A 19,191-nucleotide genomic window follows, 5' to 3' on the forward strand; every position below is an offset into this window, starting at 1 on the left:
CTGTGCGAAGGCGCATCATGCAACGGCTCGCCCGGTCGATAAACCCGTCAATCGAAGAAACTCTTTACGCGATCGAACCAGCTCTTGCTCTGTGGGCTGTGGCGCGGGCCGCCTTCGACGAGTGACTTCTCGAACTGCTTGAGCAGGTCGCGTTGCGTGTCGGTCAGCTTCACGGGTGTTTCGACTTGCACGTGGACGTACAAATCGCCCGGCACGCTTGCCCGCAGGCCCTTGATACCCTTGCCGCGCAAGCGGAACGTCTTTCCCGATTGCGTGCCTTCGGGCACCGTGAAAGTCGCACGTCCGGCGAGCGTCGGCACTTCGATCTCGCCGCCAAGCGCCGCCGTCGTAAACGGAATCGGCATTTGGCAATGCAGATCGTCGCCGTCGCGCTCGAACACCGAATGCTGCTTGATGTGAATTTCGACGTACAGATCGCCCGGCGGCCCGCCGTTCACGCCCGGCTCGCCGTTGCCCGAGGAGCGAATGCGCATGCCGTCGTCGATCCCGGCAGGAATCTTGACCTCGAGCGTCTTCGTTTCTTTCACCTTGCCCGCGCCGTGGCAATTCGTGCAGGGATCGGGGATGTACATGCCGCTGCCGTGGCACTTCGGGCAAGTTTGCTGAATGCTGAAAAAGCCCTGCGACATTCGCACCGCGCCGGAGCCGCCACAGGTCGGGCAAGTCTCCGGCTTCGTGCCCGGCTTGGCGCCGGAGCCGTGGCAAATCTCGCACGAGACCCAGCTCGGCACACGGATCTGCGTTTCGCAACCGTGCGCAGCTTGCTCGAGCGTAATCTCCATGCTGTAGCGCAGATCGGCGCCACGATACACCTGCGGGCCGGTGCGGCCTCGCCCCGCGCCACCGGCCGCCTGGCCGAAGATGTCGCCGAAGATGTCGCCGAACGCGTCCGCGAAGCCGCCGAAACCCTGCGCACCCGCACCGGCCATGTTCGGATCGACGCCCGCGTGGCCGTATTGGTCGTACGCTGCGCGCTTTTGCGCGTCGGAGAGCATTTCGTAGGCTTCCTTCGCCTCTTTGAAATGCTCTTCCGACTTCTTGTTGTCCGGGTTGCGGTCGGGGTGGTACTTCATCGCGAGCTTGCGATACGCCTTCTTGATCTCGTCGTCGCTCGCGTTCTTCGCAACGCCCAGAACCTCGTAGTAATCCCGTTTCGCCATCGGTATACCGCCGGCTCGCGCTTTGGGGCGCGACCGCTCCTTTTGCATACTGTGGAGTCTTGCGACTCGTTAGGCGGGCGCCACGCGGCCGCATCCACCGGCCAACAGCCCCGCCCTCCATAAAACAAATGTGCCCGGAGAACCCGAAGGCCCGCCAGGCGTTGGTTCGGCAGGCGCTTCGCCTCTCGATCGAGAACGAAGCGCCCGCCGCCTCACGGCGCGATACCGCAGCCGTCGGTCAGTCCTTCTTCACTTCCTTGAACTCGGCGTCGACCACGTCGTCTTCGGGCTTGCTCGAGCCTTGGCCCGCGCTCGCACCGGCCGCACCTGCCGCGCCCGCCGATGCCCCGCCGGCCGCCGCACCCGCGGCGCCCTGCGCTTGCATGTCGGCGTACATCTTCTCGCCGAGCTTTTGCGACGCCGTGGCGACAGCTTCGATTTTCGCTTCGATCGCGGCCTTATCGGCCGAGCTGCTCTTGAGCGACTCTTCCAGTTCTTTGAGCGCCGACTCGATCTTCTCCTTCTCGCCCGCTTCGATCTTGTCGCCGTACTCGGTCAGCGCCTTCTTCGTGCTGTGCACGAGCGCATCGCCTTGATTCCGGGCATCGGCCAACTCGCGCAGACGGTGATCTTCCTCGGCGTTAGCCTCGGCATCCTTCACCATCTTTTCGATCTCGGCTTCGGACAGACCCGAGTTCGCCTTGATCGTGATCTTGTTTTCCTTGCCCGTCGCCTTATCCTTCGCGCCTACGTGCAAGATGCCGTTCGCGTCGATGTCGAACGTCACTTCGATCTGCGGGACGCCGCGCGGTGCCGGCGGAATGCCTTCGAGGTTGAACTCGCCGAGTAGCTTATTGCCCGCGGCCATTTCGCGCTCGCCTTGGAACACCTTGATCGTCACGGCCGATTGGTTGTCGTCCGCAGTCGAATACACCTGCGAGTGCTTCGTCGGAATCGTGGTGTTCTTGTTGATCATCTTCGTCATCACGCCGCCAAGCGTTTCGATGCCGAGCGAGAGCGGCGTCACGTCGAGCAGCAGCACGTCCTTGCGGTCACCCGAGAGCACTTGCCCTTGGATCGCGGCGCCGACAGCCACGGCTTCGTCCGGGTTCACGTCGCGGCGCGGCTCTTTGCCGAAGAACTCCTTGACGGTGTCTTGCACCTTCGGCATACGCGTCATGCCGCCGACGAGAATCACGTCGTCGATATCGCTGACCTTCACGCCGGCATCCTTGATCGCGATCCGGCACGGCTCGACCGTACGCGCGATCAGATCCTCGACGAGCGCTTCGAGCTTGGCGCGCGTGATCTTCAAGTTCAAGTGCTTCGGACCCGAAGCATCGGCCGTGATGTACGGCAGATTGATTTCGGTCTGCTGGCTCGACGACAGCTCGATCTTCGCCTTTTCCGCGGCTTCCTTCAGACGCTGCAATGCGAGCACGTCCTTGGACAGATCGACGCCCTGCTCCTTCTTGAACTCGCCGATGATGTAATCGATGATGCGCTGGTCGAAATCCTCGCCGCCGAGGAACGTGTCGCCGTTCGTCGAAAGCACTTCGAACTGCATCTCGCCGTCAACGTCGGCGATCTCGATGATCGAGATGTCGAACGTACCGCCGCCGAGGTCATACACCGCGATCTTGCGGTCGCCCTTTTCGGCTTTGTCCAGACCGAACGCGAGCGCGGCCGCCGTCGGCTCGTTGATGATCCGCTTGACTTCGAGGCCCGCGATGCGGCCCGCGTCCTTCGTGGCTTGTCGCTGGCTGTCGTTGAAGTAGGCCGGCACCGTGATCACGGCTTCCGTAACCGGCTCGCCAAGGTAGTCCTCGGCCGTCTTCTTCATCTTGCGCAGCACTTCCGCGGAAATCTGCGGCGGCGCAAGCTTCTGGCCGTGCGCTTCGACCCAGGCGTCGCCGTTCTCGGCCTTGACGATCTTGTACGGCATCAGGCCGATGTCTTTCTGCACTTCTTTTTCTTCGAAGCGACGGCCGATCAGGCGCTTGACGGCGAACAGCGTGTTCCTCGGGTTCGTGACCGACTGACGCTTGGCCGGCGCGCCGACGAGAATTTCGTTGTCGTCCATATAAGCGATGACCGACGGGGTCGTGCGTGCACCCTCCGAGTTCTCGATCACTTTCACCTGGTTGCCTTCCATCAGCGCCACGCACGAGTTCGTGGTGCCGAGGTCGATACCGATAATCTTGCCCATTTTTCGTAATCTCCTAGATATCCGATCGCTTCGACGAGACGGCGCTTCGTTCGCGCGGCCGCCCCTCAATTCATACCTGCACCCAAGGTGAGTGCCGCCGCACCGATTTCAAGCCCCTAAGGCCCATGCGGTCATCCGTTTTTTTCGATTTTTGCCCTTGCCGCAGCCACCGCCGCCGCGAATTGCGCCAGCCCGTGCCAACCCGTCGCACGCCCCAGCCGCTCGCCCCGATGAAAGAAGAACCAAGTCGGCACGCCATGCAGCACGAACCGGCGCCCCAGTTCGGGATGCTCGTAGACGTTGGCGTGAAACCACGTGAGGCCCAGCGCGCGGATTGCCTCCGGCTGCGCCAGCATCGCCTTTTTCGCGATCTCGCAATTGAAGCAATCCACGCCCCAGAAGAAGACCACGGCCAACGCATCGCCGCTCGAGGCGAGCGCCTCTTCGATCGTCTCCGCCGTGACTTCCCGCATGTCGAATACCGAGAATGCGGTGGCGTCGATCTCGTGCGCGCTCATCATGGGTCCTTCGGGGCGGCGCCGCGCGCCTACTTCGGCTGCGCTACCGTGACGAGCGCGGGACGAAGCACGCGATCGGCGATCACATAACCCTTTTGCAGCACCGAAACGACCGTGTTCGGCTCCTGTTCGGCAGGCACCATCGAGATGGCCTGGTGGCGATGCGGATCGAATTTCTCGCCGAGGGGATTGACGGCAACGACGCGCCCTTTTTCCATCGCGCTCGACAGCTGGCGTAGCGTCAATTCGACGCCTTCGCGCAGTTTGGCCGCATCGCCGGACGTATCCGCCAGCGCGGCTTCGAGGCTATCGAGCACCGGCAGAAGGTGTTCCGCGAAGCTTTCGATCGCGAATTTGCGTGCTTTGGTCACGTCTTCCGCGGCGCGGCGGCGCACGTTCTCGGTCTCGGCCTTCGCCCGCAGAAAGTCCTCGTTGAGCGCCGCGAGCTTCGCTTGGGCATCGGCCAGCGCGGCATCGGCAGTGCCGGCAGCGTCGAGCGGCTCGCCTTGCGCAGCGGCAGTTTGCGCTGCGACGTTCTCGGCCGCCGGTTGTTGCATCGCTCCTTCGGGAGCTTGCTGCGGATAGCTGGCCGGATTGTCTTGCGTAGGTTCCATGTCGCTGAAATCGTCCAAAAAGTGAAATCGAAGCGGTAACCCGGTCGATTCGCGGTTCGGGCCGAGCGAGCCGCCGCAGCCGAAATGCCCGACGACCGTTGCCGACATACAACCGAGAACGACCGCGCTACCGCGCGTCGCGTGGGCAATTGGGGACGCCCACGGGTCTTTTCAAGCCCCGGCGCCCGTTTTTTGCACCATTTGAGCATGGCCGAAACGAACGGTAACACCGGTTACCGCGTCAGCCCTAAATGTGCGTTGAGCACCATCGTGGTTTGCCCTAAACTGGGTTCAAGCGTTTCGCGTGCCGGCGGCCCGGCGGCGAAATGCGCCAGCCCCACCCACCCGAAACGTTCGTGTCCGTGTCGCCTTCCTGCGAAGGGGAGTACCGTGAAACTGACCTTTGCCGTCGCGGTGGTCGCATTGGTGCTCGTTGCGGGAACCACGACCATCTGCTTGTCCGGCGCACTGACCGACTGTATGACGGAATACGGCGGCGCCCACGCAACCATCGATACGCTGTTCAATCCCCACCCGAAAGCTTGTCGATGATGCGCCGGTCGCGCTTGGTCGGCCGCCCTTGCAACGCCGCCGCGGGCTCGCGGTAGGTCCGGCGGCGTTCGGCCTCCGCGGCTCGTTTGGTCTTACTCTCGGGCGTTTCCGCGTAAAGCGTTTGCGCGACGCTCGCGGGGCCGCGCACTTCGCACGTTCCCAGCACCCGCACCTCCCACACGATTCGCTCGATCTCGACCTGAACGAGATCGCCCAGCCGCACGTCCTTTGCCGGCTTGACCGTGGCGCCTGCAACGCGCACACGCCCTTTTTCGACAGCATCGGCCGCCAGCGAGCGCGTCTTGAAGAAGCGCGCTGCCCACAGCCACTTGTCTATGCGCATGCGGGCGTCGGGTTCGGTCGAAATCTTGTGATTCATGACAGTGCAGAGACGAAAAGGAAACCGCCCGAACACGCGCGAGGGCCCGCAATGAGCTTGCCCGCCCAGCGCCTATGGCGGCCAGCGCTGCAGCCCCATTTTGTGGAAGCGCGAGCGCAAGCAAGAGCACGAGCGGCCGCCGCCGATTGCGCCTGCCGCCGTCTTGCGCCAGGTGTCGTGCCGCCGATCATGCCGGCGCCCCGACCGGAACGCTCGCCTGCACCGGCCAGCCCTGCAGTTGCTGGAGGACGATTTCCCCCAACGCGGCGATCCACGCCGGCGAGGCATTCAGGCACGCGATACGGTGAAATTCCTTCCCGCCCGCGTGCAAGAATTCATCGCGCACTTCCAGGCCGATTTCCTCGATCGTCTCGAGGCAATCGGCCGTGAAGCCGGGGCAAAACACGTCGGCGCGGCGCACGCCCGCCGCGCCCAATTCGCGCAAGGTGGGCGCCGTGTACGGTTGCAGCCATTCGGCGCGGCCAAAACGCGACTGGAAGGTCACGCGGCACTCCGTAGGCGTGAGGCCGAGCGCCGCCATCAACAACGCCGCGGTGGTGCGGCACTGATCGTGATACGGATCGCCCAAGTCGAGCGTACGTTTGGGCACGCCGTGAAAACTCAACACGAGTTTGTCGCCGGCTGCGAAATCCGGCTGGCCGTGCGCGGCCCAGTAGCGCCGGACCTGCTCGGCCAACGCGGCGACATAAGCCGGATGATCGGCGTAGTGACGCACCGTGCGCACTTCCAGTTGATTGCGCATGCGCCCCAGGGCGGCGAACGCGGCGTCGAAAGCCGTCGCCGTGGTCGAGGACGAGTATTGCGGATACATCGGCATCAACAACACCCGTTCGGCGCCGGCCAATTTGAGCTGCCCCAGCATCGCGCCGATGCTGGGCGTGCCGTAGCGCATGGCGTAATCGACGATCACCGGATAGCCGTTGACATGAAGCAATTGGCGCAACGCCTCGACCTGCTTCTCGGTGTACACGCGCAATGGCGAACCCTCCTGCATCCAGACGGAGGCGTACTTTTTCGCCGACGAACGGCCCCGCAGCGGCAAGATCAACCCACGCAACAGCGGTTGCCAAACCAGCGCGGGAATTTCGACGACGCGCGGGTCGGACAAGAACTGGGCGAGATAGCGCCGCACGGCGCGTGGGGTGGGCGCGTCCGGCGTGCCCAAGTTGATCAATAGCACCGCGACGCGATGCGAAGTAGCAGGCTGCGACGGCAACTCGAGATCGAAACGCATGTGCGATATAAGGCGCCCGAGGGCAAAGCGACGCGCGGCAACGAAGCCGCCCGGCTTGGGTGAAGTGAACGTGAAGGCCATTATAGCGGCGGCCCCGAGCGCGGCCCCTTCGTCCGTTCGGACGATGGCCGGCGCGCTCGAACGAGGGCACCATACGCAAAGATCGAACCGGCGCCGGTGCCAGCGCAGCGTGGCCGATCGAGCCGGCGACCCGCGGCCGCCCAGCGGCGGCTTATTGTTGGCTGAGCGCGGTGGAAAGCAGACGCGCCGTGATGTCGACGATCGGGATCACGCGGTTGTAGGCCATGCGGGTGGGCCCGATCACGCCCAGCGTACCGACGATCTTGCCGTTCACCTCGTACGGCGCCGTCACGACGCTCATTTGCTCGATCGGCACGAGCGTCGATTCGCCGCCGATAAAAATCTGCACGCCTTGTGCGTGGCTCGATACGTCGAGCAATTGAAGGAGGCTGGTTTTTTGGTCGAATACGTCGAACAACTTGCGCAGGCGCGCCATATCGGAGGACAGATCCGCCACTTCGAGCAGATTGCGCTCGCCCGAAATCAGCACGGTCTCGCTATCGTCGCTTTCCTCCGTGCTGGCGGTGACGGCCGCATGCATGAGCGCCGTCATATCGCCGCGCAGCTGGTCGATTTCCTCGCGCAAGCGCCGACGCACTTCGTCGAACGAGAGGCCGCCGAAATGCGCGTTGATGTAATTGGAGGCTTCGATGAGCTGCGAAGGCGAATAGTCGCGCTGGGTCGCCATCATGCGGTTTTGCACGTCCCCTTCGGGGGTCACGATGATGAGCAAAATGCGCTTGTCCGACAGGCGCATGAATTCGACCTGCTTGAACACGTGGCTGCGGCGCGGCGTCATGATCACGCCGGCGAACTGCGAGAGGTTCGACAAGACGCTCGCGGCGGCCGCGACCACTTTTTGCGGCTCGCCCGGCTTGAGTGTCTTGCGCACCACGCGTTCGACCGCCTGTTCGTCTGCGACGGGCTCGACAGTCAACATGGTATCGACGAACAGCCGATAACCGCGCGGCGTCGGGATGCGCCCGGCCGACGTATGCGGACTCGCGACGAGCCCGAGCTCCTCGAGATCCGACATCACGTTGCGAATCGTGGCCGGGCTCAGTTCGAGCCCCGAGTACCGGGACAATGTGCGCGAGCCGACCGGCTGACCTTCGGCAATATAGCGCTCGATCAGCGTTTTGAGGAGAGTTTGTGCGCGGGGTTCTAGCATGACGCAAAATTTTAGCCAAACGGCGTGCCCCCCGCGAGCGTATGGCGACGCTCGAACGTTCGCCCGCGCACCGCGCTCGATCAATGAGCCGGACGCGTGCAACGCCGCACCGGCGACGGGCGCGCCAGGCCGCCGGCGTCTTTCGGGACAACGCCATTCTAGCGACAAATCGCCGGCGCGGGACGAGCGCCCCGTTGTGCCGGCCCACACCCCTCGATGACGAAGGTTCTTTTCGACTCCCAGCTATGGTGTAATGCCGGCATGGAAATTGGCAGCCAATTCAAGACCGTCGCGCTCGTCGGGCGCAGCAACACCCCAGGCATCGGCGAGCCGCTGACGGCGCTCGCCGCCTGCATCGCCAGGCGCGGCTTCGAAGTCGTATTCGAGGCCGATACGGCGAAAGATCTCGGGGTGACGGATTACGTCGCGCTCACGGCCGCCGAGATCGGCGCCCGCGCCGACGTCGCCGTCGTGCTCGGCGGCGACGGCACGATGCTCGGCATCGGCCGCCAGCTCGCCCCGTATCGCACGCCGCTCATCGGCGTGAACCTGGGGCGTTTGGGCTTCATCACCGATATCCCGGTGGCCGAAATGAGCCAGCGCGTGCCGCAAATGCTGACCGGCAGCTTCGAGCGCGAGGAACGCACGCTGCTCGAGGCGCGCATCGTGCGCGAGGGCGAGCCGATTTATCACGCGCTTGCGTTCAACGACGTCGTCGTCAATCGCAGCGGCTTCTCCGGTATGGCCGAATTGCGCGTGTCGGTCGACGGTCGTTTCATGTACATCCAACGCTCGGACGGGCTCATCGTCGCCACGCCGACAGGCTCGACCGCCTACGCTCTATCGTCGCAAGGGCCGATTCTGCATCCGCAGTTGCAAGGGCTCGTGCTGGTGCCCATCGCGCCGCACGCGCTGTCGAATCGTCCGATCGTGCTGCCCGACGACTGCAACGTCGGCATTCAGATCATCGGCGGGCGCGATGTGAACGTGAATTTCGATATGCAGTCGTTCACCGCCCTCAAGCTCAACGACACGATCGAAGTGCGCCGCTCGCGGCATACCGTGCCGTTCCTTCACCCCGTCGGCTACAGCTACTACGCAACGCTGCGGCAAAAGCTCCACTGGAACGAGCACCCGTCCGACGAGGAAGGCAACGATGCAAACACCGTGTAGCCGCGGCACCTCGACGCTGCCCGGCGCTCTCTGAAAAAAGCCGTTAACCCGATTCCCATGCTCCGCCACCTCTCGATACGCGACTTCGTGATCGTCGCCGCGCTCGATCTCGAGTTCGACCGCGGCTTCACCGTGTTTTCCGGCGAAACCGGCGCAGGCAAATCGATTCTCATCGATGCGCTCGCACTCACGCTCGGCGCGCGCGCGGACGCCGACGTCATTCGCACGGGCGCCGCCCGCGCCGATCTGACGGCCGAGTTCGAAACCGGCCCGGAGCTCGCGTGCTGGCTGCACGATCATGCGCTCGGTGGCGAGCCGGCCGGCGCTGACGACGAGGGCCGCGTGCTGCTGCGCCGCGTCGTCGACGCCAACGGGCGCTCGCGCGCTTTCATCAACGGCACCCCGGCGACACTTGCGCAACTGCGCGAGGTTGGCGAGATGCTGGTGGACATCCACGGCCAGCATGCGCACCAACTGCTGATGCGGCCCGACGCACAGCGCACGCTGTTCGACACGCATGCGGGCTTGACCGCGACCGCCGCAGGCGTCGCGCGAGCTCACCGCGCGTGGCGCGATGCGGTGCAGGCGCTCGAACTCGCCTCCACGCGCGACCGCGAACTGCAACTCGAGCGCGAGCGCCTGGCCTGGCAGCTCGCCGAGCTCGATAAGCTCGCGCCGCAACCCGGAGAGTGGGAGGAGATCGGCGCCGAACACCGGCGGCTCGCCCATTCGGCCAGTTTGATCGAAGGCGTGCGCGGCGCGCTCGACACACTGTCCGAGGCCGACGGCGCCATGGTGGGCCAGCTCGGCTCGCTCATTTCGAAGTTGCGCGATCTGGCCGAGATCGATCCGGCGCTCGGCGATGCCCTAGCCGCGCTCGAGCCGGCCGAAATCCAACTGCGCGAAGGCGTCTATTCGCTCACGCACTACGCACAGCGCCTGGACCTGGATCCGGACCGTCTCGCTCAAGTCGAGCAACGTCTCGACGCGCTGCATTCCCTTGCCCGCAAGTTCCGCCTGCAACCGGAGACGCTGCCGCAAGAACACGAGGCGCGCCGCGCACAACTGGCGGCGCTCGATGCCGCAGCCGATCTCGATGCGCTCACTGCCGCCGTCGACAAAGCGCGCCAAGCGTATATGGCCGAGGCCAAGCAGTTGTCGAAGGCGCGGGCGAAGGCTGCCAAGGCGCTCGGAGCCGCGGTCACAACCGGGATGCAGGAATTATCGATGGCGGGGGGCAGCTTCGAGGTCGCGCTCGTGCCGCTCGCCGAAGGCAGCGTGCACGGGCTGGAACAGATCGAGTTTCGCGTCGCCGGCCATGCCGGCGTTCCGTTGCGGCCGCTCGCCAAGGTTGCTTCGGGCGGCGAACTGGCCCGCATCAGCCTCGCGCTGGCGGTCATTGCCAGCGCCGCCAGCCCCACCCCCACGTTGATCTTCGACGAGGTCGATACCGGCATCGGCGGCGGCGTGGCGGAAGTCGTCGGACGCCTGTTGCATCAATTGGGACGCGATAGGCAAGTGCTCTGCGTGACCCATCTGCCGCAAGTCGCGGCGCGCGGCGATCATCACTTCCAAGTCGTCAAAGCGGCTGCCAATGGAGGCGCAACGTTATCGACCGTGATCGCGCTCGACCACCCGAGCCGCATCGAAGAGGTCGCCCGTATGCTCGGCGGATTGGAGATCACCGCCACGACGCGCCGGCACGCCAAGGAAATGCTCGCGGCTTGATCGTTTGCTACATGGGCGACGGCGCCGCGTTGCCGTCGCGACGCTGCGTTGCCGCCGTTGCGCTGCGTTGCCTTGCGTTGCTGAGCGAATCAAGCAACGTCGCCGCCCGCCCCGCTTCCCGCAAACGCGCGCTGCCATAGTTTGAGCACGGCGTCGCGCTCACGCTCGATGAGCGCATGCGGCACGCGCGCCGTCTCCATCCCGTCGAGCCGCAATTGGTGCTGCAGCTTGCGGTAGGTCCGATAGGCGGCGCCGACCGTATCGGCCTCCTCGGCACTCATGAGCCCGAAGCGAGCGACTTCCCGCAACAGCGCGATGTTGCCGGTATTGCGCACCAGTTCGCGGTCCTGCGCCGCGTGCAGCAACACCCAGTACTGGACGATGAATTCGATATCGACCATGCCGCCGCGGTCGTGCTTGACGTCGAACAGCTCGCTCCGGTTGGGATGGCCCGCCGCCACGCGCTCGCGCATCGCGACGATTTCGGCCGCAAGCGGCGCGGCCTCGCGCGGCATCGTCAAGACGCGTTCGCGGATTCGCTCGAATTCGCGGCCGATCTCCGGCTCGCCCGCGCAAAAGCGCGCCCGCGTCAGCGCCTGATGCTCCCACACCCACGCGGTGTTGGCCGCGTCGCCCTCGCGCAATTGATAGCGCCGGAACGCGTCGAGATCGGTGATCAGCAAGCCCGATTCGCCGTTTGGCCGCAACCGCAGATCGACGTCGAACAGCGTGCCCGCGCCCGTCGCCGTCGTCAGCCACGTAATGAGCCGGCGCGTAAAGGTCGAATAGATATCCGCCGCCGCGTCGTCAGGGTCGTCGTAAAGAAAGATGAGGTCGAGATCGGAGGCATAGCCGAGCTCTTTCCCGCCTAGCTTGCCGTAGGCGATGACGGCAAAGCGCGGCGCCTCTCGATGGCGTTTGGGCAACTGCTGCCAGACCGTATCGATCGCCACGTCCAGCACGGAATCGGCCAGGTCCGAGAGGCGATCGCTGACTTGCTCCACCGTCAGCCGTCCGGCCAAATCGATCAGCAAGATGCGAAAGACCTCGGCTTGATGCGCATGGCGCAGCAAGTCCATCTGCTGCTCGACGCCGTCGGCGGCGGCCAAGCGCGCGCGCAGCGAGGTTTTGAACTCGGGCCAATCGAACGGGCTGCCGATCGCTTCGTCGTCGAGCAATTCATCGAGCAGTTGCGGGTGCCGGATCAAATAGCCGGCCGCCCAGCGCGAGCCCGAGAGCACGGCCAGGACGCGATCGAGCGCCGCCGGGTATTCGTTGAGCAGCGCGAGGTACGCACCGCGGCGGCTCACCGCTTCGAGCAAATCGAGCATGCGCGCGAGCGTGGGACCGCGCTTGTCGGGCGGCTCCATCGCAGCCGAGGCGTCGAGCGCGCGGGCTGCGATTTTGTCGAAGCGTTCGCGATTGCGCTCGGGCAACCGCTGGTAGCGCGACGAGCGGCGCACTGCGCTCAAGCGCGCAAACACCTCGTTTGCATCGCCGAAGCCAGCCGCGCTCAAGCGCGCGACCGCCGTCTCGTCCTGCGTGTCGTCCTCGAGCGCGCCGTTCCACAGTTCGCCCGCACGAGCGTCCGGGCCGCCGGCACCGGCCGCTAGCCCGTTCGCACGCGCCTTGTCGGCAAAAATCTGATCGAATTGCGCTTCGACTCGCTCTCGGTGGCCGTCCAGCACACCACGCAGCGCAGCGTGGTCCGCAAAACCCAGCGAGGCAGCCAGGCGCGCGCGTTCATCGACATCGACGGGCAGCGCGTGCGTCTGCGCATCGTTGCGGTATTGAAGGCGATGCTCCAGTTCGCGCAAGAAACGATAGGCGTTGGACAGATCGGCGCAAACGGAAGGCGCAATCAGGCCCCGCGCCGCAGCATGGCGCAGCACGGCCAGCGTGGGACGGATACGAAAGCCCGCGTCCTGGCCGCCGCGTATCAACTGAAACACCTGTGCGCTGAACTCGATCTCGCGGATGCCGCCTCGCCCCAGCTTGATGTCGTCGGCTTTGTCGGGCCGCATGGTGGCGCGACGCTGGGCCTCCTCTCGAATCTGCGCATGCAGCGCGCGAATCGCGCCGATGACGCCGAAATCCAGATAACGCCGATAGACGAACGGCTTGACGAGCGCCTCGAGCTGGGCCGCCAGCCGCCGGGCCGCGTCGCTGTGCGGCTCCGAGACGAGTCGCCCCTTGATCCACGCGTAGCGCTCCCATTCGCGCCCTTGGACGTAGAAGTATTCCTCGAGCATCCCCAGGCTGCAGACGAGCGGACCCGAGTCGCCATTCGGACGCAGGCGCATATCCACGCGAAACACATAGCCGTCGGCCGTCGGCTCGGCCAACGCACCGATCAGGCGCCGTCCGAGGCGGGTGAAGAACTCCTGCGTCGAAATGGCGGCGCGACTGCCGCCCGCCGTCTCGCCGTCGTCTTCATAGACGAAGATGAGGTCGATGTCGGAGGACACGTTCAGCTCACGGCCGCCAAGCTTGCCCATGCCGACGACGCCGAGCGTGAGCCGCTCGCCCCCGGCCGAGCGCGGCGCCCCGTAGAGCCCCTCCAGTTCGGCGGACAGCACCGCGAGCGCATGCTGAATCGCCGCTTCGGCCAAGTCGGTCATCGCGCCCGTCACTTCGGCGATATCGGCCCGGCCGCCCAAATCGCGCTCCATCACCGCGCAAAACACCTCTGTGCGCAGGCGGCGCAAGACGCAGCGCAACGGCTCCTCTCCGCGCGCGTCGCCATGCTCATCGCTCAGCTCGCGCAGCCGGGCGTCGATGCGCTCGCGCGTGACGGGCGCTTCGGCCCATGCGGCGATGCGCTCGGCAAGCTCTGGGCGCGCGGCGATGGCGCGCGCGACATAGGAGGAATAGGCGGAACTCAGCAGATCGGCAGCAGTCATGAGAAGGTGTGGGTCGCGTGTTGCAGCGGCTATCGGCGCGAGGCCGAGCGCCGGCTCCGGGCAAGCGGGCACGATCGCTGCGTGCCCGCTTGCCGCGAGCCGCGGCGAGTAGCCCGCCGCACCCGCCCGGCGGGCGAGGCCCGCTCGGATTCGACCGGCCGCTGTGATACATTTCGTCGTCCTAGACGCCAAACTACCATATTCATATCCCGATTCGCCGCAGTATGTCCGACAGCAAGGAATCCGCCGAAGCCGCCGTTGCCGGACACGCGCGTCACGAACATCGGCGGCTGCGCCGGGTCCTGCATCTCGCGCTGGTCATCGCGTGCATCGTCTACTTCGTCGTCGCGGCCCTATTCATCGGCCTACGCTACGTCGTACTGCCGCGCATCGACGATTTCCGCCCGCGCATCGAGGCGATCGTTTCGCAGCGGCTCCACGCCCAGGTGCGAATCGACAAGCTCGCGCCGTTCTGGTCGGGGCTCGAGCCCGGAATCGACGTCTCCGGCCTGACCATCCGCGATAGAAATGGCAACCTCGCGTTGTCCGTGCCGCATGCGACCGCCAACCTGTCATGGGCCTCCTCGCTGCGGCTCGAGCCGGCGCTCGCGAGCCTCGTGATCGAGCGGCCCGACGTATTGGCGGCGCGCGAGAGCGACGGCTCGCTATGGGTGGGCGGCGTGGGCGTGCCGACCACGCACAACGGCAACGACACGTTCTCGAGCTGGCTGCTCTCGCAACGAGCGATCGTCTTGCGCGGCGGTACGCTGCGCTGGCGCGATGCGCAGCGCGGCGCACCCGAGCTCGCGCTGCACGACGTGCGCATCGCCATGCTCAACGACGGCTTCACGCACCGGGTCGCCCTGCAGGCCCCGGGCGAAGGCGCCTTGCTCAAAGGCCCGGTCGATTTTCGCGCGCGCTTTCGCCATACGCCGTTGATGGCCGTCGGCAAGCCGCAAAATTGGACGGGCCAGGCGTATCTCTCCACGGGCCCGGTCGAATTGCCGATGCTCGCCGCCTATGTGAAGTTGCCCGTGAAGACTTACGCGGGCCGGGTCGACAATGCGATCTGGGCGCGATTCGGCAATGGACACATCCTCTCGGCGCACGGCGCGCTTCAAGGTTCGGACATCGCATTGCGCGTTCGGCCGACGCAGCCCAAGCTCGACTTGCCTGTCGCCCGTTTCGGCTGGGCGCTGCAGATCCAAGCGCAGCGCGACTACAAGCTGCGGCTCACGGACTTGCACGCCGAGCTCGGCCAGCCGCCCCTCGCCGACGGCACGCCCGTTTCGCGCACGCTCACGTTCGCTACGCTGACGGGCGAATACCGGGTGCCGACGACCGAGCACGGCCAACTGATGAGCGTGACCGGGGATCGCGTCGATCTCGGCATTCTCGCGGAGTTCAGCCGTGCATTGCCCGTGCCGCGCCGTTTCCTCGACGAGCTCGTCCGCTTCGATCCGCGCGGCATGGTCGCCAATTACACGATCGCGGTCGAACGTGCCCGCCCCGAGAGTGCGCTCGCCGCAAGCGAGGAGCGCGTCGCAGGGCAAGCGCCGGTCGTGCGCTACCGCTTCAAGGGAGACCTTCAGGGCATCAGCCTCGCCGCGCAGGAGCCGCCGCCCGGTCTTTCGCCCGCGGGCCATCCTCGCGCGGGCCTGCCGGGCTTCGAAAACCTTTGGGGCAGTATCGATGCCGACGAGCGGCACGGCGAACTGACGATCGACACCGTCAATGCCGCCGTCACGATTCCCGGGCAATTCGACGATCCCAGGCTCACCTTCGATCGGCTGCGAGCACGCGGAAATTGGACGGTCGGCCCCGCGCGTGCGCCGGGCGAGGCGCACAAGGCGTTTTCGGTGACGGTGCCCGAACTGAGCCTCGAGAACGCCGATACGGCGGGCACGCTGGCGGCCACCTACACCAATCCGGGCCACGGTCGCGGTGCGCTCGATCTGAAGGCGACGATCGCGCGCGCCAAAGCGCCGATGATTCCTCGCTACTTGCCGACGAGCATCGGCGAGCACTTGCGTCACTATTTGAGCCACGGGCTGCAAGACGGCGTTGCGCGCAACGCGACGATCGAAGTCCATGGCGGCCTCGACAAATTTCCTTACTCGCGCGAGCCGCAGGCAGGCGTTTTCCGCATCGTCGCGCCGTTCTCCGGAGGCAAATTCGACCCCTCCCCCTACCCGTTGAAAACGCTCAAGAACGGCACACCGGACGTTTGGCCGGCACTCGACGGCATCGACGGCGTCTTCACGTTGAAGGAAAACTTGCTGCGCTTCGACATCACGCGCGCGCGCTATCAACGCGTCGCGATCACGCGCGTTGCGGGCCGCATCGACGATCTCGGCAACCACGGATCCGATCTCGTCATCGACGGGGACGCCCGTGGCCCCCTCGCCGACATGCTCGACTATGTCAACCGCAGCGCCCTCGCCGGCATGTCCGGCCATATCGGCGAGAAAGTGAGCGCAAGCGGGCCTGCCACGCTGGCGCTCACGCTGACCGTGCCGCGCACGCACGAGCCGCATGTGGGCGTCACGGGCACGGTGGGACTCGAAGGCAATACGCTGTCGACGCCGCAGCTTCCGCCGCTCGAAGCGCTGAAGGGCCGCGTGCATTTCACGAAGCAGACGCTCGCACTCGAACGCGTCGCGGGCCGCTGGCTCGGCGGCGACATACGCGCGAACGGCGCGCTGCGCGAGAACGGTACCTATGCGTTCGACATCGCCGGCCGCATCGCCGCCGACAGCACTCGGCAATTGGACCTGGAAGGCCCCGCCGCAAAGCTGCTCGGCCATCTCTCGGGCGACGCGCCCTACGCGATCGACGTGCGCGGTGCACGCGGGTCGCTGCCGACCGTGTCCGCCCATTCCGATCTGTCGGGTCTCGCGCTCGATCTGCCGGCGCCGCTCGGCAAGCCGCGCGGCGCCCCGATGCCGTTTTCGTTCGACGTCGAACCGCTCGGCGCCGCGAACGGCGAGGCCTCTTCGCTGAGCGACGGCGGCCGGGCGCGCGCCGATCTGCGCCTCGGCCCGTTGCAAGCAGCCTATGTCGTCGAGCGCGCAGCGGCAAACGGCAAGGGCGCCTCGCCGCTGACCGTCTTGCAAGGCGCGGTGGGGCTCGGCGAACCGGCCGAACTACCGCCGCACGGCGTCACGGCGGCGCTGACCGCCGACTCGCTCGACGCCGACGCCTGGCGCGCACTGGTCAACGAGCTACGCGCCAGCCGCCTGCAGAGCGCGCAGGCCGCGGGGAATTCAGCCGTCATGGCGCAAGCGCCAGCCGGGCCGCCCCGCGGAAAAGAGAAGAGGGAGAATGCAGGGGCGGTTCAATCGCCGTTCCTGCCAAGCCGCATCGCCGCGCGCTTCAGAACCCTCAAGCTCATGAACCGCCAATGGTCGAACGTCTCGATCGATGCGACTCACGCGGACGAGCGCTGGCAAGCCGATGTCGCTTCCGGCGAACTCGCGGGCAACCTATCGTGGCAGCCTGGAGACGCCGATTCCCCCGGCGGCCTGCTGCGCGCGCGACTGCAGAAGGCCACCATCCCGGTTGCCGTGGGGCACGAACTGCTCGGGCAGCTCACGCCGGGCGCGAACGAGCACATGCCGGCGATCGATCTCGTCATCGACGCTCTGCAGGTGCGTCAGCACGACATCGGCCGTCTGGCCTTGAATGCGCGCAACTTCGACGAGGACGGCGTGCCCGTTTGGCAAGTCGACAAACTAGAGGTCTCGAACCCGGCCGCCCACCTGCTCGCCACGGCGAACTGGCGCACTTCGCGCCGGCTCGGCAGCGAGGTCGACGCCGACACGCCGCGCCGCACGATCGTCGACTTCAAGCTCGACGTCGAGGATGCGGGCGCGCTGCTCGACCGCTTCGGTCTGCCGCGAACGGTGAAGGCCGGAGCGGGCACCCTCGCGGGCAAGGTCGTCTGGCGCGGCGGCCCCACCGCGATCGACTACCCGACGCTGAACGGCCGTTTCACGATGGATCTGCATCACGGTCAAATCCTCAAGGTGGATCCGGCCGTCGCCAAGCTGCTCGGCGTGCTGAGCCTGCAGAGCCTGACGCGCGTGCTCACCTTGAACTTCCGCGACGTCATCGGCGAGGGGCTTCCGTTCCAGAGCGTGACGGGCAAGGCGCTGATTGCGAACGGCATCGCCAGCACCGACGACTTCCGGGTCGTGACGGCACCGATGCGCGCCGATCTGTCGGGCTCCGTCGATCTCGCTCAGGAGACGCAGCATTTGCACGTGGTTCTGACGCCCACGCTGAACGCGGGCTCGGCCGTCATCGCAGCGACGGTCGTCAATCCACTGCTCGGCTTGGGCGCACTCGTCGCCAATGTCGCGCTTTCGCAGTCGATCGCGCGCGCATTCGCGCACGATTATTCGGTAACGGGGTCGTGGTCGCATCCGCTCGTCGAGCGGCTCACGGCCGATCGGGGTAAGATGGCTGCTCCGGCCGAGGCGACGGGCCACTGACCTCCCCGCGGGGCCACGCGCTCGGGTTGCCCGGCAGCATCCGATATCGAATCGATGAGCGATCGACCTGCCCCTACGACACCCTTTCGCGTCGCCGCGCTGCAGATGGTGAGCACGCCGGAGCGCGAGCGCAATCTCGCCGACGCCGAACGGCTCATCGCGCAGGCCGCGGCCGAAGGCGCCCAACTCGTGCTGCTGCCCGAGTACTTCTGTTTCATGGGCCATAAGGATGCGGACAAGCTGGCCGTGCGCGAGACTTACGGCGACGGCCCGGTTCAACGCTTCCTCGCCGACAGCGCGCGCCGTCACGGCGTATGGATCATAGGCGGCACGCTGCCGCTTGCCGTCACCGAGCCGGCGCCCGACGCCTCGCGCGTGCTCAATACGACGCTCGTATTCGATCCGAGCGGCACGGAAAAAGCACGCTACGACAAGATCCACCTGTTCAATTTCGAAAAAGGCGCGGAGTCGTTCGACGAAGCCCGCACGATCCGCCCCGGCGGCGAGGTTCGCGCCTTCGACGCACCGTTCGGACGCGTGGGGCTGTCGGTCTGCTACGATTTGCGCTTCCCGGAGCTTTATCGGCGCATGGGCGATGTCGCGCTGATCGTCGTGCCTTCGGCCTTCACCTATACGACGGGCCGCGCGCATTGGGAGATGTTGCTGCGCGCGCGGGCCGTCGAGAATCAGTGCTACGTGCTCGCCGCGGCCCAAGGCGGTTCGCACGAAAATGGGCGGCGCACGTGGGGCCACAGCATGCTGATCGACCCTTGGGGCGAGATCATGGCTGTCCTCGACGAAGGCCCCGGCGTGGTAGCGGGCGACATCGACCGCGCACGCATCGACGAGGTGAGACGCAGCCTGCCTGCGTGGCGCCACCGCGTGCTGGCTTAAAGCGCGCTTGCTTAACCTTCTTGGCATCGAACGACCG

13 protein-coding genes are annotated in these 19,191 nt (G+C 65.9%); 5 read left to right on the forward strand and 8 right to left on the reverse strand.

The genetic code is table 11. From position 1 onward, the window contains the following. Positions 1-47: 47 nt before the first annotated feature. From dnaJ to grpE, 4 genes are all read right to left on the reverse strand, one after another. Entirely contained in the window at positions 48-1,181 is a 1,134-nt protein-coding gene (gene dnaJ, locus QQS38_RS09930) for a molecular chaperone DnaJ (protein WP_479645202.1), read from the reverse strand. 238 nt (positions 1,182-1,419) lie between these two features. Further along, positions 1,420-3,390, reverse strand: coding sequence for a molecular chaperone DnaK (gene dnaK, locus QQS38_RS09935; RefSeq protein ID WP_479645203.1), 1,971 nt, complete (start codon positions 3,388-3,390; stop codon positions 1,420-1,422). A gap of 131 nt (positions 3,391-3,521) precedes the next feature. Continuing rightward, entirely contained in the window at positions 3,522-3,908 is a 387-nt protein-coding gene (locus QQS38_RS09940; RefSeq protein WP_479645374.1) for a thioredoxin family protein, read from the reverse strand. Between the two features lie 29 nt (positions 3,909-3,937). Further along, positions 3,938-4,522 (reverse strand): nucleotide exchange factor GrpE, encoded by a 585-nt coding sequence (grpE, locus tag QQS38_RS09945; protein ID WP_479645204.1) that lies wholly within the window; start codon positions 4,520-4,522, stop codon positions 3,938-3,940. 390 nt (positions 4,523-4,912) lie between these two features. On the opposite strand from grpE, the gene QQS38_RS09950 reads away from it, so the two are divergent. Then, on the forward strand, positions 4,913-5,074 hold the full coding sequence (locus tag QQS38_RS09950; RefSeq protein WP_479645205.1) for a hypothetical protein: 162 nt from the start codon (positions 4,913-4,915) through the stop codon (positions 5,072-5,074). On the opposite strand, the gene QQS38_RS09955 is transcribed toward QQS38_RS09950, so the two are convergent. The 3 genes from QQS38_RS09955 to hrcA all read right to left on the reverse strand — a co-directional run bounded on the left by QQS38_RS09955 (position 5,046) and on the right by hrcA (position 7,960). Continuing rightward, complete coding sequence (locus QQS38_RS09955; protein ID WP_479645206.1) at positions 5,046-5,453, reverse strand: RNA-binding S4 domain-containing protein; 408 nt, start codon at positions 5,451-5,453, stop codon at positions 5,046-5,048. The two genes, QQS38_RS09950 and QQS38_RS09955, sit on opposite strands and share 29 nt — an antisense overlap. 187 nt (positions 5,454-5,640) lie before the next feature. Continuing rightward, positions 5,641-6,708, reverse strand: a complete 1,068-nt coding sequence (gene hemH, locus QQS38_RS09960; protein WP_479645207.1) for a ferrochelatase — start codon at positions 6,706-6,708, stop codon at positions 5,641-5,643. A gap of 232 nt (positions 6,709-6,940) precedes the next feature. Then, positions 6,941-7,960, reverse strand: coding sequence for a heat-inducible transcriptional repressor HrcA (gene hrcA, locus QQS38_RS09965; RefSeq protein ID WP_479645208.1), 1,020 nt, complete (start codon positions 7,958-7,960; stop codon positions 6,941-6,943). Between the two features lie 261 nt (positions 7,961-8,221). On the opposite strand from hrcA, the gene QQS38_RS09970 reads away from it, so the two are divergent. Together QQS38_RS09970 and recN are read left to right on the forward strand one after the other, a co-directional pair. After that, on the forward strand, positions 8,222-9,133 hold the full coding sequence (locus tag QQS38_RS09970) for an NAD kinase (RefSeq protein WP_479645209.1): 912 nt from the start codon (positions 8,222-8,224) through the stop codon (positions 9,131-9,133). Positions 9,134-9,190: 57 nt separating this feature from the next. Further along, on the forward strand, positions 9,191-10,861 hold the full coding sequence (gene recN, locus QQS38_RS09975) for a DNA repair protein RecN (RefSeq protein ID WP_479645210.1): 1,671 nt from the start codon (positions 9,191-9,193) through the stop codon (positions 10,859-10,861). 89 nt (positions 10,862-10,950) lie between these two features. On the opposite strand, the gene glnE is transcribed toward recN, so the two are convergent. Further along, the gene (gene glnE / locus QQS38_RS09980; protein ID WP_479645211.1) at positions 10,951-13,764 is read right to left on the reverse strand and encodes a bifunctional [glutamate--ammonia ligase]-adenylyl-L-tyrosine phosphorylase/[glutamate--ammonia-ligase] adenylyltransferase; all 2,814 of its coding nucleotides are present in this window, start codon (positions 13,762-13,764) and stop codon (positions 10,951-10,953) included. Between the two features lie 224 nt (positions 13,765-13,988). Between glnE and QQS38_RS09985 the strand changes: the two genes are divergently transcribed. Both QQS38_RS09985 and QQS38_RS09990 read left to right on the forward strand, forming a co-directional pair. Further along, complete coding sequence (locus QQS38_RS09985; protein WP_479645212.1) at positions 13,989-18,260, forward strand: YhdP family phospholipid transporter; 4,272 nt, start codon at positions 13,989-13,991, stop codon at positions 18,258-18,260. A gap of 54 nt (positions 18,261-18,314) precedes the next feature. Continuing rightward, complete coding sequence (locus tag QQS38_RS09990; RefSeq protein ID WP_479645213.1) at positions 18,315-19,154, forward strand: carbon-nitrogen hydrolase family protein; 840 nt, start codon at positions 18,315-18,317, stop codon at positions 19,152-19,154. Positions 19,155-19,191: the final 37 nt, after the last annotated feature.

It is taken from the genome of Trinickia sp. Z7, from assembly GCF_056498045.1.

What these genes read in the sequence shown, in the direction of transcription:
- recN (WP_479645210.1), top strand. Translation starts at nt 9,191, where the DNA reads ATGCTCCGCCACCTCTCGATACGCGACTTCGTGATCGTCGCCGCGCTC.
- dnaK (WP_479645203.1), bottom strand. Translation starts at nt 3,390, where the DNA reads ATGGGCAAGATTATCGGTATCGACCTCGGCACCACGAACTCGTGCGTG.
- hrcA (WP_479645208.1), bottom strand. Translation starts at nt 7,960, where the DNA reads ATGCTAGAACCCCGCGCACAAACTCTCCTCAAAACGCTGATCGAGCGC.
- QQS38_RS09940 (WP_479645374.1), bottom strand. Translation starts at nt 3,908, where the DNA reads ATGAGCGCGCACGAGATCGACGCCACCGCATTCTCGGTATTCGACATG.
- grpE (WP_479645204.1), bottom strand. Translation starts at nt 4,522, where the DNA reads ATGGAACCTACGCAAGACAATCCGGCCAGCTATCCGCAGCAAGCTCCC.
- glnE (WP_479645211.1), bottom strand. Translation starts at nt 13,764, where the DNA reads ATGACTGCTGCCGATCTGCTGAGTTCCGCCTATTCCTCCTATGTCGCG.
- dnaJ (WP_479645202.1), bottom strand. Translation starts at nt 1,181, where the DNA reads ATGGCGAAACGGGATTACTACGAGGTTCTGGGCGTTGCGAAGAACGCG.
- QQS38_RS09985 (WP_479645212.1), top strand. Translation starts at nt 13,989, where the DNA reads ATGTCCGACAGCAAGGAATCCGCCGAAGCCGCCGTTGCCGGACACGCG.
- QQS38_RS09990 (WP_479645213.1), top strand. Translation starts at nt 18,315, where the DNA reads ATGAGCGATCGACCTGCCCCTACGACACCCTTTCGCGTCGCCGCGCTG.
- QQS38_RS09970 (WP_479645209.1), top strand. Translation starts at nt 8,222, where the DNA reads ATGGAAATTGGCAGCCAATTCAAGACCGTCGCGCTCGTCGGGCGCAGC.
- hemH (WP_479645207.1), bottom strand. Translation starts at nt 6,708, where the DNA reads ATGCGTTTCGATCTCGAGTTGCCGTCGCAGCCTGCTACTTCGCATCGC.
- QQS38_RS09955 (WP_479645206.1), bottom strand. Translation starts at nt 5,453, where the DNA reads ATGAATCACAAGATTTCGACCGAACCCGACGCCCGCATGCGCATAGAC.